The organism is Colwellia meonggei (assembly GCF_057537295.1).
Genome location: NZ_BAAJLZ010000006.1, coordinates 154,721 through 176,259, shown reverse-complemented (window position 1 = coordinate 176,259; position 21,539 = coordinate 154,721). Strand labels below are relative to the sequence as shown.

17 protein-coding genes and 2 riboswitches are annotated in these 21,539 nt (G+C 39.9%); of the genes, 5 read left to right on the top strand and 12 right to left on the bottom strand.

Annotated elements, in window-relative coordinates; genetic code table 11:
- The first annotated feature begins 100 nt into the window (after nucleotides 1–100).
- Complete coding sequence (locus AC27E9_RS15045; RefSeq protein ID WP_487131562.1) at nucleotides 101–1,201, top strand: phosphotransferase enzyme family protein; 1,101 nt, start codon at nucleotides 101–103, stop codon at nucleotides 1,199–1,201.
- 195 nt (nucleotides 1,202–1,396) lie between these two features.
- Here AC27E9_RS15045 and AC27E9_RS15040 read toward each other — a convergent pair whose 3' ends face one another.
- Nucleotides 1,397–1,570 (bottom strand): hypothetical protein, encoded by a 174-nt coding sequence (locus tag AC27E9_RS15040; protein ID WP_487131561.1) that lies wholly within the window; start codon nucleotides 1,568–1,570, stop codon nucleotides 1,397–1,399.
- 479 nt (nucleotides 1,571–2,049) lie between these two features.
- Between AC27E9_RS15040 and katE2 the strand changes: the two genes are divergently transcribed.
- The gene (gene katE2, locus AC27E9_RS15035) at nucleotides 2,050–3,501 is read left to right on the top strand and encodes a catalase KatE2 (protein WP_487131560.1); all 1,452 of its coding nucleotides are present in this window, start codon (nucleotides 2,050–2,052) and stop codon (nucleotides 3,499–3,501) included.
- A 141-nt stretch (nucleotides 3,502–3,642) separates the two neighbouring features.
- On the opposite strand, the gene cobO is transcribed toward katE2, so the two are convergent.
- From cobO to AC27E9_RS15005, 6 genes are all read right to left on the bottom strand, one after another.
- Nucleotides 3,643–4,260 carry a cob(I)yrinic acid a,c-diamide adenosyltransferase gene (gene cobO, locus AC27E9_RS15030; protein WP_487131558.1) on the bottom strand — a complete coding sequence of 206 codons (618 nt, stop codon included), beginning with the start codon at nucleotides 4,258–4,260 and terminating at the stop codon, nucleotides 3,643–3,645.
- Between the two features lie 14 nt (nucleotides 4,261–4,274).
- Entirely contained in the window at nucleotides 4,275–4,604 is a 330-nt protein-coding gene (locus AC27E9_RS15025) for a DUF2149 domain-containing protein (protein ID WP_487131556.1), read from the bottom strand.
- 9 nt (nucleotides 4,605–4,613) lie between these two features.
- Nucleotides 4,614–5,129, bottom strand: coding sequence for a MotA/TolQ/ExbB proton channel family protein (locus AC27E9_RS15020; RefSeq protein WP_487131554.1), 516 nt, complete (start codon nucleotides 5,127–5,129; stop codon nucleotides 4,614–4,616).
- A gap of 1 nt (nucleotide 5,130) precedes the next feature.
- A complete protein-coding gene (locus tag AC27E9_RS15015; RefSeq protein ID WP_487131552.1) occupies nucleotides 5,131–9,699 on the bottom strand; it encodes a cobaltochelatase subunit CobN in 4,569 nt (1,522 codons plus the stop codon).
- 107 nt (nucleotides 9,700–9,806) lie between these two features.
- Nucleotides 9,807–11,246 (bottom strand): cobyrinic acid a,c-diamide synthase CobB, encoded by a 1,440-nt coding sequence (locus AC27E9_RS15010; protein WP_487131550.1) that lies wholly within the window; start codon nucleotides 11,244–11,246, stop codon nucleotides 9,807–9,809.
- A gap of 5 nt (nucleotides 11,247–11,251) precedes the next feature.
- A complete protein-coding gene (locus AC27E9_RS15005; protein ID WP_487131548.1) occupies nucleotides 11,252–11,857 on the bottom strand; it encodes a hypothetical protein in 606 nt (201 codons plus the stop codon).
- A 183-nt stretch (nucleotides 11,858–12,040) separates the two neighbouring features.
- Nucleotides 12,041–12,253: riboswitch (cobalamin riboswitch) on the bottom strand.
- A 205-nt stretch (nucleotides 12,254–12,458) separates the two neighbouring features.
- Between AC27E9_RS15005 and AC27E9_RS15000 the strand changes: the two genes are divergently transcribed.
- Genes AC27E9_RS15000 through cobD form a run of 3 tightly spaced genes read left to right on the top strand, consistent with a single transcriptional unit; the run spans nucleotide 12,459 to nucleotide 15,261 of the window.
- Nucleotides 12,459–13,049 carry a histidine phosphatase family protein gene (locus AC27E9_RS15000; protein WP_487131546.1) on the top strand — a complete coding sequence of 197 codons (591 nt, stop codon included), beginning with the start codon at nucleotides 12,459–12,461 and terminating at the stop codon, nucleotides 13,047–13,049.
- Between the two features lie 59 nt (nucleotides 13,050–13,108).
- Entirely contained in the window at nucleotides 13,109–14,143 is a 1,035-nt protein-coding gene (locus tag AC27E9_RS14995; protein WP_487131544.1) for a cobalamin biosynthesis protein CobD/CbiB, read from the top strand.
- A gap of 47 nt (nucleotides 14,144–14,190) precedes the next feature.
- Nucleotides 14,191–15,261: a threonine-phosphate decarboxylase CobD gene (gene cobD, locus AC27E9_RS14990; RefSeq protein ID WP_487131542.1), complete on the top strand. Its 1,071-nt coding sequence runs from the start codon at nucleotides 14,191–14,193 to the stop codon at nucleotides 15,259–15,261.
- Nucleotides 15,262–15,336: 75 nt separating this feature from the next.
- Here the strand turns inward: cobD and AC27E9_RS14985 are convergent, their stop codons facing one another.
- From AC27E9_RS14985 to cobT, 5 genes are all read right to left on the bottom strand, one after another.
- Nucleotides 15,337–17,208 (bottom strand): TonB-dependent receptor domain-containing protein, encoded by a 1,872-nt coding sequence (locus tag AC27E9_RS14985; RefSeq protein ID WP_487131540.1) that lies wholly within the window; start codon nucleotides 17,206–17,208, stop codon nucleotides 15,337–15,339.
- Nucleotides 17,209–17,259: 51 nt separating this feature from the next.
- Nucleotides 17,260–17,412, bottom strand: a riboswitch (cobalamin riboswitch).
- A gap of 83 nt (nucleotides 17,413–17,495) precedes the next feature.
- Nucleotides 17,496–19,019, bottom strand: coding sequence for a cobyric acid synthase (locus tag AC27E9_RS14980; RefSeq protein WP_487131538.1), 1,524 nt, complete (start codon nucleotides 19,017–19,019; stop codon nucleotides 17,496–17,498).
- A gap of 4 nt (nucleotides 19,020–19,023) precedes the next feature.
- Nucleotides 19,024–19,650 (bottom strand): bifunctional adenosylcobinamide kinase/adenosylcobinamide-phosphate guanylyltransferase, encoded by a 627-nt coding sequence (cobU, locus tag AC27E9_RS14975; RefSeq protein ID WP_487131536.1) that lies wholly within the window; start codon nucleotides 19,648–19,650, stop codon nucleotides 19,024–19,026.
- On the bottom strand, nucleotides 19,650–20,456 hold the full coding sequence (locus AC27E9_RS14970) for an adenosylcobinamide-GDP ribazoletransferase (RefSeq protein ID WP_487131534.1): 807 nt from the start codon (nucleotides 20,454–20,456) through the stop codon (nucleotides 19,650–19,652). Before AC27E9_RS14970 ends, cobU begins: the two co-directional genes overlap by 1 nt.
- Nucleotides 20,446–21,504, bottom strand: coding sequence for a nicotinate-nucleotide--dimethylbenzimidazole phosphoribosyltransferase (gene cobT / locus AC27E9_RS14965; RefSeq protein ID WP_487131532.1), 1,059 nt, complete (start codon nucleotides 21,502–21,504; stop codon nucleotides 20,446–20,448). Before cobT ends, AC27E9_RS14970 begins: the two co-directional genes overlap by 11 nt.
- Between the last annotated feature and the right edge of the window lie 35 nt (nucleotides 21,505–21,539).

Below are 21,539 nucleotides of genomic sequence, written 5' to 3'. Positions count from 1 at the left end.
CTGGCAAATTGTATACCTTTCTATCTGGTCAACAATGCCTTAACATATAGCATAGTTTCGCTATATGTAAGTCCAGCCGCAAAGAGTACCTGCACACAGTATGAGTTCAAATCAAACAACATCATTATCTATCGTTCTAAACGCTTTTGGCTATTCTGAAAAAGACTGTGTCGTAACACCATTAGGAAACGGGCTTATAAATACCACATACCTAGTAAATACAGGTAAAAAAAGTGTTGTATTACAGCAGCTAAACAATCAAGTTTTTAAACAGCCCGAGCATGTTTTTAATAATGCCGATGATATTAATCGGCACTTAAATATTAAACAAACAGCCAATCAATATGCGATGCAGCCAACTCAACAATATAAAACGAATGATAAAAAAAATCATGTTTTAGATAATGGCGAATATTGGCGTTGTATGCGCCTTATAGAAAACTGTTATACCCTAGAAAAAATTGAAAATAATCAACAGGCAAAGCTTGTTGCCAATGCCTTTGCACAATTCACTTCGGCACTTAGCGATTTTAACAGTAAAAATTTAGCGAGTATTATTCCTGATTTTCACAACTTAACAGCGCGCCTAACGCAGCTTGAGAATGCTATTAGCCAATCAGAATCAGAACGTAAAAAACAAGCACAATCACTAATAGATTATATCCATTCACAAAAAGCATTTTGTCAGGAAGTAAAAGAATATATTAAAATATTGCCGTTACGAGTCACCCATAACGATACAAAAATAAACAATCTGCTATTTAGTTATGAAACTAATAAACCCACGGCAGTGATTGATTTAGATACTTGTATGGCAGGATATTTGATGCATGACTTCGGTGACATGGTTCGCACTTGTTGTAGTTCATTGCCTGAAGACAGTGCAGAAATTAACAGCATGACAATCAACTTTAAAACACTTAGTGTTCTTACCGAAGCATATATTAATGGCTTAGCAGAAACCTTAACTGATATAGAACGCAGTAGCTTACTAATCGGTGTAAAATTAATGCCATTTATGCTCAGCATACGATTTTTAACTGACTACCTTAATGGCGATCAGTATTTTAAAACTCAATACTCTGAGCACAATTTAATGCGAGCAAAAAACCAAATGCAACTTTACAAACTTTTTTGTCAAAATCATGAGAAGTTAACTGAGATTATTCTGCGTAAACCAGTACTTAATGCTATTGCCTGAGCATACTTAAGAGGTGAATTATTACTTTGCAAAGTGTGAAAAAATTGGGATCGAGGAAAGTGTTAGCCATCTAGTTTGATTGACTTGTTAGCTGGAATAGCACCGTTGATTTTTGCGGTTTATTTCCTGAATCGTTTCATTGTTTTTAATAATTTTTTGATTTATTAAATCTACCGTTTTTTGAATAGTTCTCTACTAAATTTCATTTTGCTCATTTGCTAATTTAATTTTTAAACCTGTGAGTTTGTTCTGTTGGGTATCGGTATTTTCTTCAATGAGCTTTATAATCATTAACACATCTGCACAACTTTCTTTTCGCTCCCCACAGCCAATTAATAATAAGTTGATAACAAAAAGTCCATATTTCATTTTTAACTCCAATCAACATTATCCAGTTAATAGTTTATTCTGCAGAGGTCTAGCCAGTTCTAATCGAATATCAGCCTAACAATCTATACATAACCCCCTATACCTAATGAATTCGTTCAAAATCCAGCATTACTGAGGTATCCCGATAATATGAGAAAACATATGGAAAACTATTAATAAACAACTCAATGTAGTAAATAAGAAGTTAATTTAAACGACATTAATCAATGGCTGCACAGTGAACTGGGTGCCAGAAGTTGTATATGACTTTGACATTATATTTACCCTTTTTTTATTATTTTTTGTAATTCTGTTTTTCTGCATATAAAAATCAATTTAATCCAATTTATTAATTACCAGCTTAATCCTACTATATTTTCAGGGAAAGTTAGTTATAAAAACAGCTTACACCTAAACTACTTGAACACTGATCGGCTTTAATACCGATGAGCTGAAAATACACATATGAGGAATTAATTATGAGTAAGAAATTAACCACTGCAGCAGGCTGCCCTGTTGCACATAATCAAAATGTACAAACCGCAGGGAAACGCGGGCCTCAACTTCTACAAGACGTATGGTTTTTAGAAAAAATGGCTCATTTCGATCGTGAAGTAATCCCCGAACGCCGTATGCACGCAAAAGGCTCTGGAGCTTATGGTACATTTACGGTTACCCATGACATAACTCAATACACAAAGGCAAAAATATTTTCAGACATTGGCAAAAAAACCGATCTATTCGCACGTTTTACTACCGTTGCGGGTGAGCGCGGTGCCGCTGACGCAGAGCGTGATATTCGTGGCTTTGCTTTAAAGTTTTATACGGAAGAAGGTAACTGGGATTTAGTAGGCAACAACACACCAGTATTTTTCTTACGTGATCCACTAAAATTCCCTGATTTAAATCATGCAGTAAAGCGTGACCCTCGTACCAATATGCGAAGCGCGAAAAATAACTGGGACTTTTGGACATCATTACCTGAAGCATTACACCAAGTTACGATTGTTATGAGTGACCGGGGTATTCCTGCAACGTATCGTCATATGCATGGCTTTGGTAGTCATACCTTCAGCTTCATCAACAATAAAAACGAACGTTATTGGGTAAAATTTCATTTTGCCTCTCAACAGGGCATTAAAAATTTATCAGATGCAGAAGCGGGAGTAGTTATCGGCAATGATCGTGAAAGTCATCAACGTGATTTATTAGAAAGCATTGATAACCAAAACTTCCCTAAATGGACATTAAAAGTTCAAATCATGCCTGAAGCAGAGGCTGCTAGAGTAACTTATAACCCATTCGATTTAACTAAAGTATGGCCACATAAAGATTACCCATTAATTGAAGTTGGTGAGTTTGAGCTAAATCGTAATCCAGAAAACTACTTTGCAGAAGTTGAACAATCGGCGTTTAACCCAGCTAACGTGGTTCCTGGAATAAGCTTTTCTCCTGACAAAATGCTACAAGGTCGATTATTTTCATACGGTGATGCTCAACGATACCGTTTGGGTGTTAACCACCAACACATTCCTGTGAACGCTCCGCGTTGCCCTGTTCATAGTTACCACCGCGATGGTGCTATGCGTGTTGATGGTAACTTTGGCAGCACATTAGGCTATGAACCTAATAATGAAGGCCAATGGGCAGAACAACCTGGTTTTTCTGAGCCCGCTTTAAATTTAGATGGCGCAGCTGCGAACTGGGATCACCGTGAAGATGAAGACTACTTCTCACAGCCGGGTGATTTATTTCGCTTAATGACCACTGAGAAACAAAAAATCCTATTTGATAATACTGCGCGCAACTTGAATGGCGTTCCAAAAGAAATTCAATTACGTCACCTAAGGCACTGCTATAAGGCAGATCCTGCTTACGGTGAAGGCATAGGGAAATTACTTGATATTGATGTGAATGAATTTAACTCGTAATCAAAAAACCAATGGCAGATGACGACAATGGTCATCTGCTTTTTATTCTGTATTTTCTTATCGAATTTAAGAAAAAGTAAAAATGACAAATTTAAAAAAGCCGTTATTACTTAATAAGGTGAGTAACTTATTAAAACAACTTTACCAATCAAGGCCTTTTTGCGCTTTTACACCTGCTTTAAAAGCATGCTTTATCGGTTGAACTTCAGAAACCGTATCCGCTAATTCAATTAATCGACGGTGACAAGCACGCCCAGTGATCAGCACATGTTGCATTTTAGGGCGATTATTCAACGTCTCAATAATTTCATCAAGTTCAATATAGCCATACTTAACCATGTAGGTCATTTCGTCGAGTAGTACAATATCAAGCGTTTCATCGCTAAGCATTTCTTTGCTCTTTTGCCAAGCAACTTTTGCTGCGGCTTTATCGGTTTCAGTGCTTTGCGTTTCCCAAGTAAACCCTGTTCCCATGACATGATGTTTAACAGGAAATTGCTTTAAAATGTTCATTTCGCCACATTCCCATTTCGAGCCTTTGATAAACTGCACAATACCGGCTTTTTGGCCGTGACCAATAGCGCGTAAAACCGTACCAAAACCTGAAGTGCTTTTACCCTTACCGTTACCCGTTATTACCACTAAAACACCACGTTCTTCAGTCGCTTGAGCGACACGTTCAGCAACCTCAGCTTTAATTCTTTTTTGGCGCTCAACATGTTTTTGTTCTTTATTTGCCAATTTCTCTTCGTTGTTCATAACTTTACTCTTATTTATTCGTTACTAATTAAGATCAGTTTACCTGTTTCTGGGTCACGATAAACCTGTCCCATGGCTTGGTAACCTTCTTCGCTCTGTAATTTATTTTGTAATGTTTCTGGCGGCGAGGTCATTTCTTTACCAACCGAGTCAACAGGTTGAATCATGGCTTTATTATCTGCTTTATTCATTTGAAAGTGTTGTTCTAAATCCGGGCTTACCGCCACTAAAGCGGCAATTAAGCCACAGGCAAATACCAGCATAATATCAATCAAGTTAGCAAGCGGCCCTAACGGCTCTTGTTCTTGGCTGTCAAACTGGCTACTTCTCCATGCGTCACTCATTGGCATTCTCTAGGCTGTTTTTGCTGAAGCATTAACATCAACTGCTGGCGTTAGTTTAGCAGTATCGATAACAGCTTCTGTAATTTCTAATCGCTCTAATTCTCCAATCGCATTGTCGTACCAACGCCGGCGCATTCGTCCCAGTACAAAACCTATAACACCAGCAAATAAACCAATAATAGTGGTATCAAATGCGACCGTCATCGCGGTCGTCAAAATACTGATATCACCAGAGCCAAGTGCAGAAAGACCGGGCCCTAATGGAATAAGCGTGCCCATTAAACCTAACATAGGGGCAATGCGCGTGATAAAGTCGGCTCTTTCAATACGTTTTTTACCTTGGCTGATCAAGGCTTGCTTTTGCTTTGCTGCTTGTAATGCTGGTATCACCGAAAGCCGTTCACCTAATGCTAAGCCAAATTCATAAATCGCCAAGCCAGTAAAAAACAATAAGCCCCATACCACAGGCTGAAGCAACCAAGAGGTAATTAAATGCATAATATCTAATGAAAAACTATATAACATACTAACTTTCCTTCTCAACAACTGACAACTTAGGTAACTGACGTTGCGCTCGAATATAACCAAATAGTATTAGCAACAACACCACACTAATTAACCCAAGCATTAAAACTTTCTGCTCAAATGACTGAGCTTGTTCACCATCCTGACTAACAGTGCTTTCTTCAGTTGCAGGTGTACTATCGTTAGGTACAACTTCACTAGTTTTTAACGGCTTAGTTGTCGCGGTTATTTCTTGAATATGCTGAACACCAGAGCCTTGCTCCCCGGTAGGTGTGTGGTTTGCCGCAGCAAGCACCTGTTCGAGTTGCTTTTGTAACGGCGCAGATAGCATAGGTTTAATAAATGAATAAATAGGATGGTTGGCATGCGTATGGCCGCTGCCCGGAATACCATGTTTAACAATGTTTTGTGCAAATTGCTCAGCAAGTTCGGTTTGCGTTTGTTGGTTAGCTTGCCAAAAGCCTTTTTCAATAGCTACAAGCATCACTGCTAAAATATTACTTTGCACATGCACGTTATACTTTGCTTGTAAAAATTCATCAAGGCCAAGCGCTAAACTGTCATCAATATAAATGGCTTTTAGGTCTTGCCAAACCCAAGACTTAATAATTTCTGGGCTTGTTGCTTGCCAACCCCACAGGTTTTCAATGAACTCACTACCCATGGTTCTTGCGCCCGCATAACCTTGCTTCATCAGCGGTTGGATCCATTGTCGATTTAAAAAGCGCCCGCGTAACTCCGACAATAAAGCAGTTTGCAGAGGGTCTATCGACAACTGTTGATTATTTGCGTGCGATATAACAAAGCTATTAGGTTGTAGACCAGCAATGGTTTCAATCGCTAAATTTAAGCCACCTAAATAATCGTAGGCATCATTATTATCAATCAGGCCATACAAATTACTCGCACGCCCTAGGTAAGTATTATTAACATTAGCGAGTTGCTGGCGGAATAAACTTTGTACATTACTGCCCATCGCTGTATTTTCATTTGGCACTCCATAAGCATGACTCATACGCTTAATATACGCTTCGCCTAATTGCTTACGTTCCTGCCATGCGCCTGAGCGCTCTGCTAAACGGTTGATACCCGCACCATACGCACCCGGCGCAGTACCGAAAATTCGAAAACTTGCTTGACGGCCTAGTAGCTCAGCACTGATGCTGCTATTTGCTCGCAAGAGTGCTTGTGCTTCACGAAGCCAGTTACTAGCAACCATATTATCTTGTATGCTTTCGTCGAAGGGATGACTCTGTTGCGAAAGCATATGCTCAACCGGTGCTAATGCCGCATGCAAAGCACTGATGAGCGCGGGGTGATCACGTTCAATAACATTTTTACTGGCAGCTAATGCCAATAATACAGAACGATCTAACCACGCCAACTGCTGAGCATATAAATCTCGGAATAAACCAGAGGTGGTAAAAACGATATCTCGACGCTCTTTACGTGTTTTATCAAGCTCAATAAGTTTTAACGATTTTAAAATGCCGCGTCGATTCCAAACTGGTTGAACGCCAAGCATATCCATACCAAAAGCGATCATAGCCCCTTCATCACGTACCGCATCAGAAGCCCATAAAATTACTGCTTCTTTATGAGTTTTATCAATAATAGGGTTTTCTGCGCGCGCTTTAATTGCCAATTGTTGACCGGTATTAAAACCTAACTGAGACGGTATTAAACCGCCATCAAGCGCGTAAAAATTTCGTCCCGTTGGTAAGGCGTCAGGTGTTCTAATCGGATCATTACCTTTACCTGGCGCAACAAACCCGCCATTTAAGGCATTTAAAAACGCTGACATTTCACTGCTTGGTGATTTAATCAGGTTTTGCTCAATCTCATTACGTTTTTCATCGTCAAAGTCTAATTCGCCTTTTTCTATCGATGTCATCATGGTTTCAATAGCATCTTGTTGCCAGTCTTTACCATAAATATGCAAACCTAGCGGCATAAAGTCTTCTTGTAATTTGGTGAGATAATGCCCGACTTCATGCAGTAAAAAGTCATCATCAACCTCACCAAAACCAATGCCACGAACTTGCAACTCTTCATCCATACTGGCAACCAACTCATCGGTTAAATTCAGCACTTCAATTTTATGACGCAACGCTTTAATCGCTTTTTTCTTGGTATCGTCATTAGATGCTGCCTCAGCACTTTCAATGAGTTGACGTAACTGCAATAAGCCGTCATATAGCTCAGTGGTGGCCAAAGGTGGCGTTAAATGATCTAACATCACCGAAATACCGCGGCGCTTAGCTTGAATACCTTCACCGACGCCATCAACAATGTAAGGGTAAATACTTGGAATACTTTCGATAATTAGCGACGGGTAATCGCTTGCTGATAAGCCAACCGCACGTTTAGGTAAAAACTCGTAGGTTGAATGCCGGCCTAAATGCACTATGGCGTTGGCTTTAAAAAAGTCACGTAAATAATAATAAAAAGCCAAGTACTGATGCGGTGGTGGAAAAGTCATATTGGCATGTAACAATTCTTCATTTAACTCCCACCCTCTCGGCGGCTGAGGCCCTAAGAAAACATTACCAAACTGAACACCAGGTAATAGAATTTCATTATTCCACACCATGGTTTTCCCCGGCACATTTCCCCAACCACGAATGCCTTCAATTTGCATAGCAATGAGCGCATTTTTTAGTTTTTCTGCTGATTGCCATTGCTTAACGGCAATCTTGTTATTTGCCTGTTTTAATGAGATTAAATGACGGTATTGCTTGGTTAACTGTTCAAGTAAATTTAATGCGCGGGCACGCCCTTTGTGCCGAATTCCATCAAGTGCGTGATGTAAATCAACCGAGGTACTTTCAACATTGGCTAATAGCGCCTGCAAAACCTTATTACGCTCAACCGTTGAAAGCTGTGCTAGTTCAATTTGGCCTTGAGCAAAAAGATAAGTGTTAACTTGAGCATGTAAATGCCCTAACGGCCCCTCAATCATTTCAGCTTTAACAACATTAGGTAAGGTTTCGAAATACGCTTGGTAATCATTTACTGACATTTTATTGATCAGCGGTGACATTTTATTTAATGCTGTGGCATCTTGCGGTAAGTTCACCGCTTTTAATTGTAATATATCGAGCAGTTCTTCAGCTGAACCAGGGAAGTCAGCTTCAGCGCCCAAATCATAACCTTGCGCTTTTAATTGCTGCAATATTTGCCAAAGCGACTGTTGAACATCGAGGTTATCAGCACCTATATTGTGGCGACCCGGCGGATGATTATAATAAACAATGGCTACTTTTTTCTTCGCGTTTTCAGTTGTTCTTAGCGCTAGCCAAGCACTTACTCGAACTTGTAGTCGTGCAACTTCTTTTGTTAATACTTCACTTATAGATAAACTCGCACCGGTTAATGAGTCCAACTTAGCACTCGAAGCTAATGCCAATACATGTGGCTGTGAAACACCTTGTAGCTCAGGCATTGCCACCCGGTAATGTACACTGTCGCTCGGTAAACCTGTTGGCGAAAGTTGATATTCCAAAGTGCTCATTTCGGTTACTCGAATGCCTTTAAATATAGGAACGTTCAACTTTTCAAACTTCTGCGTAACTGGCTCGCGACCTTCACCACCACCAATAACAAAGTCTTGTAATGCGATAATAGCTAATGGCTGCGTAATTTTTAGATTACGCATTATTTCAATTGCTTGCTCACTCGGCTTCCCCCAACCAGCAAGCACAGAAACGCATTGCCATTGGCGCTGACATAATTGTTGATGTAGCTGCCATTGCCCAGGCTGATCACCGGTATCGTGATCAACAATAAACACTATGGGCTTATCTAAGTTTTTAGTTATATTATCTGCTAAATCAGCCTGACTGATCAGTTGCTCTTGCCAATAAAAACGTATCGGTTGCAAAGGCAGAATTTTTGGTGCTGCAGTTAAAACAGTTGAGTTAGCGTTTGCTTGAGTAATAGTTTCTAGCCAAGTAAATAAATGCCCTAAATTTTCTTTACCGCGATTTTGCCAATAAGCACGCGCTTGTAACCAATAAGCAAAGGCTGGCCATTGCTGTTGTTTAGCCTTGAGTGCAGACATGTAATCATTCTTATCCAAGGCCGCCATTAAACTTTGCAACTGTTGCTTTGACAAATTGGCGGTATTACCACCATTGGTATCTTGGTGTATTGCCATTAAACGTCGGTCGGTATTTAGCATCAACCGTGTTTGTCCTTCTGGGTAAGTTAACGCTAACAAACGTTCAACTGACTCGCCAAATACACCAGCAATAACTAACGCCTGATGTTGATTAATGAGCTGCTGTATTTCTTTGTTAGTCATAATATTTAACTGGCTAACACTGCGAATATTAATACTGCTAGATGTTTTATCGACACTTTGTGTCGCTAAAAACTGATGTCCACCCGCAACCATACTGGCAGCTGATCGATCAGACACCAACGCAAGCATTTTCATTTCATTGGCTTGTAAGCTGGCAGCACTTAAAAAGGTGGTTAGCCAAAAGGCCATCAAAAAAACTATATTTAAGTGACCTTTTTTAAGCAAAGGTTTTGTCGTGTGTTTGCTAACAATGGCGCTTGTCATGAGAACTCTCAAAAAACTAAATAAACTGTGCTCATTAAAAAATGCTAACTAAAGCATATTGGCGAAAATATTTTCATTTAATGAGCGATAGGTGCATTTTCAATCGATTAGAAACATCGATTTTTATTAAAAATACGTAAGGTTAAACCTGGGTTACTCGGGAAATACCAATGCATATAAGAGGCAAGTATATTGTTATGCTGATAAACATATTCGCCTGCTCGTTCGCTTGGATGATGGGTTGTTTGGCTAATCGGCGTTAAATCAATTTCGGCACAAGAATAATGAAAACTATGCCCGCGCATAATATTACTAGACATTTCACCTTGGTTTTCAGCAGAACTTTCAGGCTCAATGTTATCTTTATCTATCACAGATAAATCAACCCATTGCGAACCTATTGCCGAGAGCTTTTTCTGCATTGCGGCTTTACCTGGTATAAGGCCAAGCATTGCAATTTGTTGACCTGACATATCTGTTAGTTGCTCAAGTAAATACAGCATACCGCCACATTCAGCAATTATCGGTTTTTTACTGGCGGCAAAGTCTTTTACGTCATTGAGAAACGTATCATTGCTAACTAACTTTTCTGCGTACAACTCTGGATAGCCACCCGGAATATATAAAATATCTCCTTGCGGCAAATGAGCATCATTTAGTGCTGAACAGTAGATTATTTCCGCGCTAGCCTGTTCTAAAAAGGCAATGTTGGCAGCATAGATAAAACTAAAAGCATGATCACGCACAATAATAACGCGAGTGCCCACCAAAGCACGATGGATAAAGTCTTCTTGGCTGTCATGTTCCACAGCAAAAAACTCAACTTGTTCAGGTAATTCGGTCAAGTCAGTTTTAGCGATATGACTAGCAGCTTGGTCAAGTTGGCTATCTATATCAGCTAGCTCTTGTGCTTGCACTAAACCTAAATGGCGCTCAGGTAACGTGACACCGTCATCTTTTGGTAAACGTCCGTAAAAACGAAATTCTTCCGGCAAACTGGTGCTCAATAACTCAGCATGACGTTCGGTATTAACGCGATTGGCAATCACACCAGAAAACGGTAAATCCTCCCGTAGCTTAGCAAGGCCAAAGGTAACCGCAGCGAATGTTTGCGCCATGGCTTTGGCATCGATAACGCCAAGCACCGGAATATTAAAATATTGGGCCAAATCAGCACTACTTGGCGTGCCATCGAATAAGCCCATGACACCTTCAATAAGAATAAGATCAGACTCTAAAGCTGCACGATGAAGTAGTTCTTGGCAGCCCTTTTCACCAACTAACCATAAATCTAGTTGATAAACCAATTCACCACTGGCTTGGCGTAAAATCATAGGATCAATAAAATCAGGACCAACTTTAAACACCGTTACTTTACGTCCTTGATTACGATGATATCGAGCAAGCGCAGCGGTTACTGTGGTTTTCCCTGAGCCAGAGTGTGGCGCGGCAACAATTAAGGCTGAGCACATTGCACCACTGCCAGTTTGGCGCTCAAGTTTGCCATGAAAAGCAGGGATTGGTTTCGCTTTTTCTATCTGACTCATTGCCATTACACCTTATCTTGTGATGATTTGGCTAAACCTTTATCGGTCAAGAAGCGGCTGATGGTAAAATCAATCACAATTGCCGAAATCACATAAAATACCGGATTAGAAATTGAGCGGAAATAGTACTTATCAACACGCGTTGCATATTCAGCCCATGACAACTCTGGGAATTTTCCTGACAAGGCATAGTAACTGCCATTGGAAATGAAGAAGGCAATTGAACTAGCAACAAACAAGCCTAAAGCAACTTTAATAATGTTATTTTGCCATGCGCTTTGCTGCCAACTAGGTTTAGCGTAAAAGCCAGCCGAAAACATAACCCCATAACTCAATACTAGCGCAGGATAAGAGGTGGTAATACAGTCGCCAAATTGTCCGCGAAAATACGATGAGGCAAGGTCAATCACTAAGGTTAAGGTATAGAAAAACCAAAACGCTTTCATATTGCGTAAGTACATGCCCGCTAAAAAGAAAATAGCAATAGAAGCACTAGGTAAGTGATTTAAACTGGCAAAATGATGGGTGCGAGTTGCCAACATTAGCAAAGTTAATACTGCAAATATTGCAAAAAGTAAGCTAATTGGCGTTTTTTGGTTGACTGATTTCATAACATTCCCGTGTGCGATAAATATTTACGGAGTTGGAAATCAAAGTTGGTAAGTGCTTATAAAGTAAAAGTTTTACAGTAACAGCTAGGCTACTAAGTCATAAATCTTAAACTCATCACATTGTCTATTGGATAAGATAATGCAAAAAATCAGTTACTAAGCTCTGAATGACCGCCCACCGCAGTTGTCGAGTAATTTTAGGCCGGTCTCCGGACTCCTGTTCATCGCTTTTGCAACACCTTCCCATATTTATCAATACAGTGGTTTTGTTGCTGCTCACAGTTACCGTTGCGGGGGCAGTACTGGTTTCTCACCAGTTTCACGTTTCACCTTCAGTTCTTAAACTTCTCTCAAAAAGTAGAATAATGTGAAGACACCTAAATCAGCGCTGATGTTACGTGATGATGGCTATTTATTCAATCAATAACCAAATTATTAGCACTAAAGAACTAAGTGCGAGGTTTATACTCAATAAAGCAATTTCGACAACAACTTCATTTAATCATTTTTGCATTGAATCAGCGGAATGATTTGGTTATTCTGCGCTTCTACTTAACCACCCGTTTGTCAGCAACTTAGCGCAAACAGAGTAATATTAACAATGACTACACGCTTTTTTCTAGCTCGGCACGGACAAACACTGTGGAATAAAACGCAAAGGTTTCAAGGCCAGCTCGACAGCGAATTAACTGAGCAAGGCAAAATTCAAGCAACGAATATCGCCATAGCATTAGAAAATGAAAATATCGCTCGTATTATTTCGTCGCCGTTAGGCCGTGCAGTTAAAACTGCTGCTATTTGTCAAAACCATCTAGATGTTCCTGTCGATAACCACCCAGATTTAGCTGAGCGGAACTTGGGGAAATGGCAAGGAAAAAACGTAGAAAGTTTCAGCCAAGATGGAAGTTATCATGAGTTATTGCATCAGTTTACCCAACTCAAACCAGAAGGTGGAGAAAGCGCTATCGACTGTGGATTTAGGGTATATCAAGCATTAGAAAACTTTGCCAAGAAGTTCTCAAATCAAACCTTATTGGTAATATTTCATGGTGAAGCATTACGTTGCTTCTTAGCTAAATTAGGTGTGAATTCAGATAGTAATGCCTACGAGCTGTTCGACAACGGCTGCTTGTTTACTTTAAGCTACCAACAACAGCGCTTTCAACTTGAGAATCAGCAGGTGTCAGAATAAATATGAAAAGTAGTCATTTAATTTTCATACTTATTCTGGGCTAGGTTTTGGCAGCGGCAATGGATAGTCAATTTATTAATGAAATTGTTGAAAAAGCATTAATTTTAACGCCTGAGTTCTCCCTTGCAATTACCCTTTCACTTGCGCTTATTCTCGATAAATTACTGGGTGAAGCAAAACGTTTTCATTATTTAGTTGGCTTTGGTTGGCTCGCCAATCAATTAGAAGCATTGCTCAATTTTAGCCAGCAAAATTCAAGCGTTTTAACACATGTTAACACAGGTGAAAAGCCGATAAAAACAAAAGCACTTGGCACAATGGCATGGTGTTTATTGGTGCTGCCATTACCGATATTATATGTTTATTTTTTGCAGGATTTAGTTTGGTACTGGCAAGTATTTATCGATGCTATTGTGCTTTATTTAGCACTGGGATTAACCAGTTTAAAAGAACACGCGATGCAAATTTATCAACCGCTAAAATCGGGAGACTTAAAAACTACACGGCATTTTACGGGTTACATTGTTAGTAGAGAAACATCACAGCTTAGCGAACAAGAAATGTCGCGTGCCACGGTTGAGTCTATGCTTGAAAATGGTCACGACGCCGTTATTGCATCGCTGATTTACTATCTTATTGGCGGTGCACCACTGGTTATTTTGCATCGACTCGCCAATACGTTAGATGCGATGTGGGGCTATAAAAATTCACGCTTTATCAACTTTGGTTATGCAAGTGCTCGATTAGACGATTTACTAGGATTCATTTCAGGAAAGTGCTGTACGCTTTTATATGCAATACAAGGACTGAAGCAAAGGAATTTCATTCAAGCAATCGTTAATGCCTATCGTCAAGGCATGCAATATAAAAGTCATAATGGTGGCTGGGTAATGGCTGCTGGTGCAACTGTAATGAACCGAAAACTCGGCGGCAGCGCTCATTATCATGGCAAAGAAGTTAACTCAGTTACTTTAGGTAAAGGAAATAACGTTAGCAGTGATGATATTCCAGCAAGTTTAAGCCTCGTCAGCCGAGCCAGTTTACTGCTACTTATTGCGGTTTTCATTTTTCAATTAATCATCTATTTGAGATAATTCTGAATAACTCTACTGAGTAAATTCATAGCAGAAATAGGAACGAAATGGCATTAATTCATGGTGGTCAGCTTCAGCAAGTTGCTGAGAAATATAAAATCCCTATGGCTGACTGGCTCGACTTATCAACCGGAATTGCCCCGATAAGTTACCCTGTTCCTGATATTCCCTTAAGTGCGTGGCAACAACTACCACAACAAAAACCTGAGCTTATTGTCGCGGCAAAAAAGTATTACCAATGCGCACAATTAGTGGAAACTAATGGCAGCCAAGCAGTTATCAAAGCTTTGCCAGAATTATATCGCCAAGGTAATAAAGCAGCCCAAATAGTTTACTTGCCAGAACGAGGCTATAAAGAGCATGCGCAAGCATGGGAAATAGCAGGATTCACGCTACATTTTTACCATGATGTTTTACCTGATATAACAGAATTAGAGCCAAATAGTGTGTTTGTGATCATCAACCCGAATAACCCAACTGGGCAGTTTTTTCCTCGCGATATCATCAAACAATATCATCAAAGATTAAAACAACTTAATGGCTTGTTGGTTGTCGATGAAGCCTTTATTGACGTTATGCCTGACGAGCAGTCTTATTGTTCTGAAATTATTGTTGGTGGTGATTGTGAAGAAGATAGCCTGATAGTGCTACGTTCTTTTGGCAAATTTTTTGGTTTAGCCGGCATTCGCATTGGCTTTTTAGTAGCGGGGAAATATTGGTGCAAAAAATTTAGTGAACTGTTAGGCCCGTGGCAAGTAAATGGCCCTGCACAAATCATCGCAGAACACGCATTCAACGACAGAGCATGGCATAACCAGCAACGCGATAAATTACACGTGCTACGCACACAACAAGAAGCATTGTTATGGCAGGTATTTTCTTCTGAATTAGTTAGCGCCATTGAAGGTTGTGATTTATTTCTCACCTTGAGCTTTCATCAAGCTAATAATGCGAAAGCGATTTATCACTTATTATGTCAGCAAGGCGTTTATTGCCGACTTTCAGATGAACTCGACACACTAAGGTTTGGCATTGCTTTAGAGTCTGAAATGACCAGACTTCAAGCAGCATGTATCAATGCACTAACACAATTAAGCTCCGCTAATTTAACTAAGTAATATTCTAAAGCAAATCGAAAATAATAAAGGCACCAAATTTGGTGCCCTTTAAACGAGTAAAAATTATCTAATTAACTAGTTTTGATAAGTAATACCAAAATAAGCAACACGTTCTTGAGTAAAGTAAGCACTTGAAGTTTGGTAATTTTCATTAAATGCGTTATTCACCTTTGCTTGCAGCTTAACATTGTCAGAAACTGGGTAGCTAACGCCTAAGTTCACCAATGAATAGCTATCAAGCTTCACAACTGCGCCGCCAAAAAGGTAGTCATAACGCTTACCTTTATATTGAATTTCAGCATATACGTCCGCGTTACCAATTGTTGTATCAAATTGATAGCTAACGTGCTCTTTTGCACGACGGCCTAACTGCTTACCTGTTGATACATCTTCAGCTTCGATATAGCTAACATTAAACTGATGTACGCCACCAAAGCCCTGATAATTTGCACCAATTTCAGCACCTTTAATTTCAACATCGTCAACATTTATAGGAGTTACATTATTATCTGCATCAGTACCACTCCAATCAATTAAGTCTTCGATGTCTGTTTGATAAAGGTTAAAGGCAACTGATAAAGCATTGAATTGGCTTTTAACACTAAATTCATAACTTGTTGAAGTTTCTGATACGAGATCTTTATTGCCAACATAACCCCAATTTAATGGGTAATATAAGTCATTGAACGTAGGAGCTTTAAAACCAGTACCTGCAGAAAAACTTACTTGTGTGCTCTCTGTTACTTGGTAACCAACGCTGGTGTTGAAAGTAGTTTCAGAGTCAATACCTTCAACATCATCATAACGTGCAGCTAATTCATAAGATAGCTTGCCTTCGTTAAACATAGCATGAGCAAAGACACCTGTGGTATCACGTTCTTTTTCGTCATACTCGTTACTACCTTTAAGCTCCTCTTGAATTAAATCTGCACCCAAGTTCAATAACCATTGCGAAGAAAGATCACTACTATTCAACAATGAGTATTGGTTACGACGAGTATCATATTGCGTACCTTCACTTTTACTGGTGCCATTGCCATGAGCTATATTAGAGGTGCGGCTTTGGCTAATATTAAATTGTGTGATGTTATTAATATTATTAGCTTGCCATTTATAGTTAGCACCTATTTGCCAAACGTGGTTATTAACTTCACTTTCATTGGCGCCAAAAGAGCTATCGTATTCGGTGTCACCTTGATCCAATTGCGCTAACCAATTTAAGCGTAAGTCTTTGCTAACCTGCTGCTGCCCATTGATTGCAAATGAGTCAAAACTGTAACCATCATCATCAGTTTCAGTATCGTCTTTCGCATCAAAGCCATCACTTTCTTCATGTTCAACACTTAGACTGGTAAAACCATCACCATGCTCAATACCAATACCACCATTAAGCATACTGTAGCCTTCGCTACCAACATTGGCGCTAACAAAATGTTCACCGCTATTTAGTTTACGCGTAAAGATTTGGATAACACCACCAATAGCATCAGAACCCCATAAAGCTGCGCGGGGCCCTTTAACGATTTCGATACGCTCAATAAGTTCTGGGGCAATATTTTGCACATTGGTAGAACCTAGGCTTGCGGAACTAATACGAACACCGTTCAATAAAACTAAAGTGTGACCAGAGTTAGCGCCACGCATATATACTGATGAAGTTTGACCACGACCACCAGATGTTGAAATATCGAGACCAGCAACAGTTGATAATATATCTAATACTGATTTAGGCTGAATACGATCTATATCAGCACGAGTAATCACAACTTGACTCGCTAGCGAATCTGCAATACTCATTGGAGTACGTGATGCGGTTACCGAAATAATTTCCATGTCGTCAACAGTTTCATCAGCATTCGCTGAAGCAGTGAACGATGCCGACATAGCACCAGCAATCGCTAGTGATAAAAATGATTTTTTGAAAAAGTTATTTTGCTTAATGTTCATATGACCTCATTAACGATGCCCACCGCACCATATGTATTACTGCGTAAACACAGTGTGAATTAAGCAAGTTCAAGTGCTCGGACTTATGTAGCGATGAGTTTCACCGCTATAATTACCGTTGCGGGGGCAGTGAAGGCGTCTCACCTTCTTCCCTCGAACTTGCTATGTTAAACAGTAACTAAGAAATTTACTTACTGTCGCTTATTTAAATTTTTTTCATTGCTAAATCGAATACTTTTATTAGCTAGTTTTATTGCTGTTAGCATCAACAGCTTCAGAATTTAGGCTTAACCATTACCGCGTGGCGTATCAACACCTTGTGCAATAATACTTTGAATTTTTTCCATATCTAGATGCTGCTTGCAGATATCTGCCAAGCGCTCTAACTGCTCTTCTCGGTGCTGGTTAATATCGACAACGGATTGTACTAAATCCTTAATACCTAACCAATCGAGTACCGCTTGTGTTGGCTCCGGGCAATCGAAAAAGCCATGTAGGTACGTGGCAATTATTTGATTGTCTTCAGAGATACAGCCGTCAGAAACACAGCCATCCGGTGTATATTGCTTTTTGCCTAAACCATCACTTTCAATATGTAGTAGTGGTTTAGATAACGCTGGCCCTGTTGAAACACCACAATGAATTTCATAACCAGTTAACTGACAGGTTTCACCGTTAAACGCCATACTCGCACTTACTTGCGTTAAGGTTTTTTCTCGAGTTAACGTGGTGGTAAAATCCAACAAACCTAAACCTGATACTTGCTCAACATGAGATTCAATATGCTCAGGGTCAAATATTTGCTTACCTAACATTTGATAGCCGCCACAAATGCCCATGACCTTACCGCCATAACGAAGATGCTGCTCAATTTCTTGCTGCCAACCTTGTTGCTTAAGAAAGGCTAAATCTGAAGTAACATTTTTACTTCCTGGCAAAATAATTAAATCTGCCCCTTGCAGTGATTGGCCAATTTTTACATATTGCAGATCAATATTAGGCTGTAATCGCAGCGGGTCAAAATCAGTGTGGTTACTCATATGTGGCAGCAGCGGAACAAATATTTTAACTTTTGCTTCAGTAACTTTGTTATCAAGCTCGACGGCATCTTCAGCATCTAACGCTAAATCATGCAAATATGGCAACACACCTAAAACTGGCTTACCTGTGCGCTGTTCAAGCCAATCTAAGCCAGGTTCTAATAGCTTAATGTCGCCGCGAAAACGATTGATGATGAAACCTTTAACTCGCTCTTGCTCTGATTCCGACAATAATTCAAGCGTCCCCACTAAATGGGCAAATACACCACCGCGGTCAATATCTGCCACTAAAATAACTGGACAATCCACTTTTTCGGCATAGCCCATGTTGGCAATATCATGAGCACGCAAGTTAATTTCTGCTGGGCTTCCTGCTCCTTCCACTAGCAGTACATCATGTTCGTTTGCCAAACGTTGATGAGACTCAACAACCGCTTGCATCGCTACTTTTTTGTAGTCGTGATACTTGCCCGCCTCCATGTTTGATAGTGCCTTACCATGCACTATCACTTGCGCGCCAGTGTCACTATTTGGCTTTAGTAAAATAGGATTAAAATCAACGCGTGCCTCAACTTTTGCCGCGATTGCTTGTAATGCTTGTGCTCGGCCTATTTCACCACCATCTTTTGTAACTGCACTATTTAATGCCATATTTTGTGGTTTGAACGGCGCAACATTAATGCCAGCATTAACGAGAACCCGACATAAACCAGCAACTAGCGTACTTTTTCCAGCGTCTGAGGTTGTGCCTTGTATCATTAGCGTTTTCATTGGCTTACCTAGCTCCTGCTGACTTTAAAGTGAGTGGCAAACCCGCCATAACAAATTCAACATTATCTGCAACTTTAGCAATGGCTTGATGTAACCAGCCAGCTTGATCAACAAACTGCCTAGATAGCTCCCCCATCGGCACAATGCCATGGCCAACTTCGTTACTTACTAAGATAATGTGCAAATATTTTTGCTGTTGAATATCATTTAACAGTGCAAGCAATTGCTGTTTTTCTTGTTGCCAATAATTGAGGTTTATTTCTTCGTTATCAGTATTTTGCTCATCACCTGAATAACACAAACAGTTACTCAGCCATAACGTTAAGCAATCTACTAGCAGTGCGGATTTCTCTTGTTTTTCTTGTGCCTTTAATAGTTCACTTGCTAACGTTTTAGCCAACAGTAGTGGTGACTCAATAAGTTGCCAATGTACTGGTCTTTGCTGCTGATGCTGTTTTATTCTCTGCTCCATCTCCGCATCAAAGGCTTGTCCTGTTGCTAAGTAAGTTACCGGCATATTTAACGCCGCAGCATACTGTTCGGCGAGAGAACTTTTACCTGATCGAGCGCCACCAAGTATCAACTGAACTTTCGCTTGATGATGACTAGCTTTTTCATCATTAATATTCATTACAACGACTCCGGCAATAAGACAAAAAGTGATAAATAAATAATGATTTCGCTGAGTTGTTGGGCAGCTCCTAAACAATCACCGGTATATCCGCCTAATTGCTTCATAAACCACTTTTTAATACACCAACGCAATAACAGCAAAACACCAACAAGTTGAACGGTCGTCATTAGTGGTAAAAACAGTAAAAGAACAATTAAACCAGTAGCTAACAAAACTAAGAAACTGTTCACTGATAAATCTTGCGCAAGAGGCTTAACTTTCGAAGTAGCGTCTTCACTGACGTAAGGCATATCTGCAATCAAGCTTGTTGCGATAACTCGGCTCAGGCAGTGTCCTAATATAAAAATAGCTAATACCGATATGCTATTGGCGAGCATTGGTTCAATTAGCACCAGTAACGCTTGGTATTTTAATAACAAAATAAAAAATAACGCAGCAGCACCATAAGTGCCCAATCGACTATCTTTCATTATGTTCAGTTTATTTTCAACACTCCAACCACCACCAAAGCCATCCCAGACATCGGCCCAACCATCTTCATGAAATGCACCAGTAAGCAACACGCTCGCTACCATAGCAAACAGTAAGGCAATATTTGCCGGCAAGAATAACTCAAATAAATAAAATGCGAGCGCTGAACAAGTACCTATCAAAATACCAATTAACGCAAAATAACGACTGGCATTATTTAACATTTCAGCATCAACTTCTGCTCTAATATTTACGGGAATGCGCGTGAAGAAACTTAATGCCAATAACATTAAATTTATCTCTTTATTAACAATTTTAGCGCTAAGTAACATCTGTTACCTCAGCGTCAGAAAAGCTTGCCATGTCATTATAAAATGCGACAGCAGCTTGTAACAAAGGTAAAGACAAGGCTGCACCTGTTCCTTCACCTAAGCGTAAGCCTAAATTAAGTAATGGTTCAACTTGCAACCAATCTAGCATTTTCTGATGCCCTTGCTCACCAGAACAATGAGCAAAAACCATATAATCTTTAACATTTTTATTAATTGCTATCGCCAGCATGGCACTTGCCGTACAAATAAAGCCATCAACAGCAATTAACATTTTATGTTCTGCGGCAGCTAACATCGCAGCAGTAATCTGCGCTACTTCAAAGCCACCTAGGCAGCGCAAAATAGCTTCAGCATCGGTCAGTTGCTCTTTATGAAGAGCAAGTGCTTGCTCGATAACTTTTTGCTTCTTTAAAACCACTTCATCAGAAACACCGGTACCGCGGCCTACAACATCAGAGGCAGGTAGTTGCATTATGGCTGCCATAATTGCGGATGCTATCGTGGTATTACCTATGCCCATTTCACCAAACGCAATGACATTACAACCGGTATTGCTTACCTTTTTTATGTGCTGACTTGCATATTCAAAAGCTTGTAATAATTGCGCTTCTGTTAGGGCCGCATGTTCATTTATTGCTTGGGTTATGTTGCCTAAACGCTGATCGATAACATCCAGTGATGACTCTACTCGATGCAGAATACCGGCATCGACCACATTAAGTTGCCAGCCAAATTGTTGGCAAAACACATTGATTGCTGCACCACCATGCGCAAAATTCGCTACCATCTGGCTGGTAACATCACTTGGAGCTATGGAAACACCTTGGCTTGCAACACCATGGTCTCCAGCAAAAACAGTAAGATGAGGTTTAGTGATTTTCAGTTTAGTTAGGTCAATGTTGGCACAATTAGCCGTTAACTGTACTTTAGCAATTTTCAACGCTAACGTTTCAAGCTCACCCAAGGCGCCCAATGGTTTAGTTTTTCCATCAATTTTAGCTTGAATTGTTTTTGTGTGTTGTTCTGTAACCACTTCAATATCAAACATACCATCACCTTTAGTTTGGCCAAGCTCGTAAATAG